This is a genomic window from Gordonia sp. (in: high G+C Gram-positive bacteria) (assembly GCF_049299075.1).
Lineage (GTDB): Bacteria > Actinomycetota > Actinomycetes > Mycobacteriales > Mycobacteriaceae > Gordonia.
On record NZ_JBAQWU010000435.1, the window covers coordinates 1 to 4584 of the forward strand.

5 protein-coding genes are annotated in these 4584 nt (G+C 67.3%); 3 read left to right on the forward strand and 2 right to left on the reverse strand.

What is annotated here, in order from left to right:
• On the reverse strand, positions 1 to 191 hold a 191-nt coding region (locus WAW85_RS13920; protein ID WP_422560195.1), incomplete at its 3' end, for a maleylpyruvate isomerase N-terminal domain-containing protein.
• 54 nt (positions 192 to 245) lie between these two features.
• Here WAW85_RS13920 and WAW85_RS13925 point away from each other — a divergent pair.
• The 3 genes from WAW85_RS13925 to WAW85_RS13935 are packed head-to-tail and all read left to right on the forward strand — an operon-like array spanning position 246 to position 4325.
• Positions 246 to 1673, forward strand: coding sequence for a sigma 54-interacting transcriptional regulator (locus WAW85_RS13925; protein ID WP_422560196.1), 1428 nt, complete (start codon positions 246 to 248; stop codon positions 1671 to 1673).
• The gene (locus tag WAW85_RS13930) at positions 1670 to 3652 is read left to right on the forward strand and encodes a vWA domain-containing protein (RefSeq protein ID WP_422560197.1); all 1983 of its coding nucleotides are present in this window, start codon (positions 1670 to 1672) and stop codon (positions 3650 to 3652) included. The genes WAW85_RS13925 and WAW85_RS13930 overlap by 4 nt, the downstream gene beginning before the upstream one ends.
• Positions 3653 to 3662: 10 nt before the next feature.
• A complete protein-coding gene (locus WAW85_RS13935) occupies positions 3663 to 4325 on the forward strand; it encodes a DUF1707 SHOCT-like domain-containing protein (protein WP_422560198.1) in 663 nt (220 codons plus the stop codon).
• Positions 4326 to 4398: 73 nt separating this feature from the next.
• On the opposite strand, the gene WAW85_RS13940 is transcribed toward WAW85_RS13935, so the two are convergent.
• Positions 4399 to 4584: hypothetical protein (locus tag WAW85_RS13940; RefSeq protein ID WP_422560199.1), on the reverse strand; the 186-nt coding region annotated here is incomplete at its 5' end.

The window sequence follows — 4584 nt, forward strand, 5'->3', positions numbered from 1 at the left end:
ATGCCGATCGGCTCGTCGGCCAGGATCGCCGCACCCATCGCGGTCGCGGTGCCGACGTGGCCGAGGACATCGCGCGCGGTCCAGCCCGCGCACGGCGACGCCCGGTCCCAGCCAGCGGCGGGTACGGTCTCGACGACTCCGGAGAAGAACTCCAGTCCGTTCCGGTACATGTCCAATGAATCCCAGGCCATGGCATCGACGCTACGCCGAACACGCTCCGCCCGGCGGCGAGTAACTTGGAACACGTGACTTCTGAGACTTTCCCGGCGTCGATCAACACCGTCGGCGAACTGCGCGCCAGCGGACACGTGCAGCGTGATGTGCGCGACGAGATCCGGAGCAACCTGCTGAGTGCACTGCGCGACGGGCGCGACCCGTGGGAAGGGATCGTGGGCTTCGAGTCGACGGTGGTTCCGCAGCTCGAACGCGCGCTGATCGCCGGGCACGACGTCGTGCTCCTCGGCGAACGCGGCCAGGGCAAGACGCGACTGCTGCGCACCCTGGTGAATCTGCTCGACGAGTGGACCCCGGTGGTTGCCGGGTCCGAACTCGACGAGCACCCGTACGAGCCGATCCTGCCGGAGACCCTGCGGCGGGCCGCCGACCTCGGCGACGACCTGCCGGTGCAGTGGCGGCATCGCAGCGAGCGGTACAGCGAGAAGCTGGCCACCCCGGACACCTCGGTGGCCGACCTGGTCGGCGATATCGATCCGATGAAGGTCGCCCAAGGGCGCAGCCTGGGCGATCCGGAGACCATCCATTTCGGTCTGATCCCGCGTGCGCACCGCGGTCTGATCGTCATCAATGAGCTGCCCGACCTGTCCGAACGCATCCAGGTCTCGATGCTCAACGTGATGGAAGAGCGCGACATTCAGGTCCGCGGCTACAGCCTCCGACTGCCGCTCGACGTGCTGGTCCTGGCCAGCGCCAACCCCGAGGACTACACCAATCGCGGCCGCATCATCACCCCGCTCAAGGACCGGTTCGGCGCCGAGATCCGCACCCACTACCCGCTCGAGTTGGTCGACGAGGTGGACGTGATCGAGCAGGAAGCCGATTTGGTGGCCAGCGTGCCGGAGTTTCTCATCGAGATCCTCGCCCGCTTCACCCGTTACCTCCGCGAACACCCGTCGATCGACCAGCGGTCGGGTGTCTCGGCCCGCTTCTCGATTGCTGGCGCCGAGACCGTCGCCGCCGCCGCACTGCATCGTGCCGCGATTACCGGCGAGGAGCCGGCCGTTGCGCGCCCGGTGGACTTGGAATCGGTGATCGAGGTGCTGCGCGGCAAGGTCGAGTTCGAGTCCGGCGAAGAGGGACGTGAACGGGAGATCCTCGAGTATCTGCTGCGTAAGGCCACCGCCGATGCCGTCCGGGCCAACCTCGGTGGCACCGATATGGGCGCCCTGGTGACGCTGTTGGAGAGTGGTGACGGCGTGCGCACCGGCGATCGCATCCCGGCTGCCGAGGTGATCGCTGCATTCGACGACGATCCGGCGGTCACCGAGCTTCTCGAGCAACTCGCCGCCAAGCTCGACCTCGACGAGGCCGAGTACGCTAGCGCCCTGGAGTTCGCCCTGGAGGGACTCTTCCTGGCCCGCCGGATCGGCAAGGAACCCGACGAGCGCGGCCGCACCGTCTACCGCGTCGATCCCGAGGACCTCGCGGACCGATGAGCGCCAGCCGCCACCATGCCGCCCGGTACCGTCGGTATTCGGGCGGTCCGAACCCGCTGGCACCGCCGGTGGATCTGCGGGAGGCGCTCGACGCCATCGGCGAGGACGTGATGAGTGGCGCCTCGCCGGAGCGGGCGCTGCGCGAGTATCTGCGCCGCGGTGATGGGCAGACCCGTGGGCTGGATCGGCTCGCGGAGCTGGCGAACCGGCGACGGCGCGAGTTGCTGGCCAAGCGCAACCTCGACGGCACCTTCGATGAGATCCGCAAGCTGCTCGACGAAGCTGTCCTGGAGGAGCGCAAGCAGCTGGCCCGGGACCTCGACGACGACGCGCGCTTCGCTGAACTGCAGATCGGCAATCTGCCTGCGTCCACCGCGCAGGCGGTGCGGGAACTCGGCGACTACCAGTGGCGCAGCCAGACGGCGCGGGAGAAGTATCAGGAGATCTCCGACCTGCTGGGCCGGGAGGCGCTAGACCAGCGCTTCGCGGGGATGAAGCAGGCACTCGAAGGCGCGAATGACGAAGACCGCCAGGCGATTTCGGAGATGCTCGCCGATCTCAACGAGTTGCTGGACGCGCATAATCGGGGCGAGGACACCACCGAGAAGTTCGCCGAGTTCATGGATAAGCACGGCGAGCACTTCCCGGAGAATCCGCAGAACACCGATGAGCTGATCGACTCGCTGGCGCGCAGATCCGCTGCGGCGCAACAGTTCTTCAACTCGCTGACTCCGGAGCAGCAAGCCGAACTCGCCGAGCTCTCGCAGCAGGCGTTCGGGTCGCCCGCCCTGATGAACCAGCTCGGGCAGATGGATTCGGCCTTGCGCGAGGCGCGCCCTGATCTGGATTGGGATGGGGGACAGCGCTTTTCGGGGGACCAGCCGATGGGTATGGGGGAGGGTGCGGCTGCGCTCCGGGACATCGGCGAGCTGGAGGAACTCGCCGAGCAACTGTCCCAGGCCTACGCCGGTGCCCAGCTGGAAGACATCGATCTCGATGCCCTGGCCAGACAACTCGGCGACGACGCCGCAGCCGATGCCAGCACCCTCGCCGAACTGGATCGGGCGCTGCGGGAGGAGGGCTTTTTCCGCCGCGCCCCCGACGGCACGCTCGCGCTGTCGCCGAAGGCGATGCGGCAGCTGGGCCAATCGATCCTGCGCGACATCGCCAAACAACTTTCCTCGCGGACCGGCGAGCGCCGCGCCGAGGCTGCAGGCAGGCTCGGCGAGCCGACCGGGGCCACCCGCGAGTGGGCCTACGGTGATACCGAGCCGTGGGATGTGACGCGCACGCTGATCAATGCGACCCTGCGCTCGGCGGCCGACAATCCAAACCCGGGCGGCCCCGGCCCCGGCGCCTGCGCGCTCGATATCGACATGGGTGATGTGGAGGTCGTCGACACCGAGGCCCGGCCGCAGGCGGCCGTGGTGCTGCTGGCAGACACCTCGTTCTCCATGGTGATGGAGGGCCGCTGGACGCCGATGAAGCGTACGGCGCTGGCCTTGAATCAGCTGATCTCCACCCGCTTCCGGTCCGATGAGTTGCACCTGATTGAGTTCGGGCGCCATGCGCGCGACACCGATGTCGCGACCCTCACCGGCTTGGAACCGCGGATGGAGCAGGGCACCAATCTGCACCACGCGCTGCTGTTGGCGCAGCGCCACTTGCGTCGTTTTCCGAATGCCCAGCCGGTGCTGCTGGTGGTGACCGACGGCGAGCCGACCGCGCACCTGGATCCGAACGGCCAGCCGTTCTTTTTCTATCCGCCGCATCCGCAGACCCTCGGCCTGACGGTCCGCGAACTCGACCATCTCGCTCGGATGGGCACCCAAGTCACGTTCTTCAAACTCGGTGACGACCCGGGGCTTGCGCGCTTCATGGACCAGGTGGCGCGCCGCGTAGGTGGACGGGTGGTGAGTCCGGACGTCGACGGCCTCGGTGCCGCTGTCGTCGGCGATTATCTCCGGACCCGTACGTAGACTGGTCGTCGTGACTGAACCTCGCAGCGGCAAGTACTACCCGGCTCCCGTCGATGACGCCCGTCGCGCTGATATCCGGGCCAGCAATTCCGACCGGATGGAGGCGAATGCTTTTCTGTCTGCGGCAATGAGCGTGGGTGCGCTCACCCCGGAGGAGTACACCGACCGGGCGGGTGAGGCGCTGGCCGCCACCACTTTGGCGCAGTTGGATGCCTTGCTGTCGGACCTGCCGATGGATCGGCTCGGCGGCGCGATCGCCGAGAGTGCGATCAGTGAGACACGCATCAGCAACTCGGGCGCGGCCCCGGTCGCCAAAGCCGTCGCCATCATGTCGGGCAGCGAGATCAGTGGCGGCGCAGTGGTCGGCAGCGATTTGAAGGCCACCGCATTTCTGGGTGGGGTCGATATCGACCTGCGCAACGTCGAGTTCACCGCGCCGGTCCTGGACGTCCGCTGCAAGGCGATGCTCGGCAGCATTCGGATCGTCGTGCCCGACGACGTGACGGTCGAGGTGCACGGTTCAGGCGTCGCGGGTGGGTTCAGCGGCGCGGGTGCTGGCGCAGGTAAACCGGGCGCCCCGCGCGTGGTGATCCGCGGTTTCTCGTTCCTCGGTGGTGTTGAGGTCCAGCGCGTGGCGCGCGGCGCCCAGGCGGGCCCGCGCCGCCCGAATTGATGCGACCGTTGTTCATTCGGCAAGGTTTTCAATTTTCTTGAAAATCCTCACGAATGAATGCGCTGCGCAATCCTCAGGTGAGGATGCTCTCGAACAAAGCGTTGACGAGTGCCGGCTCCCGCTGCCGAGCCCAGGAACGACCGGGCGGAGCGAAGTGTCGGGCAAGTAGCAATCGGTCGGCATTCTCCACGCGCGCTTGAAGGACAGTGACCTCGCCAGCCGAGAGAATCTCGACCATATCGGCTCCGACGGCGGCCGC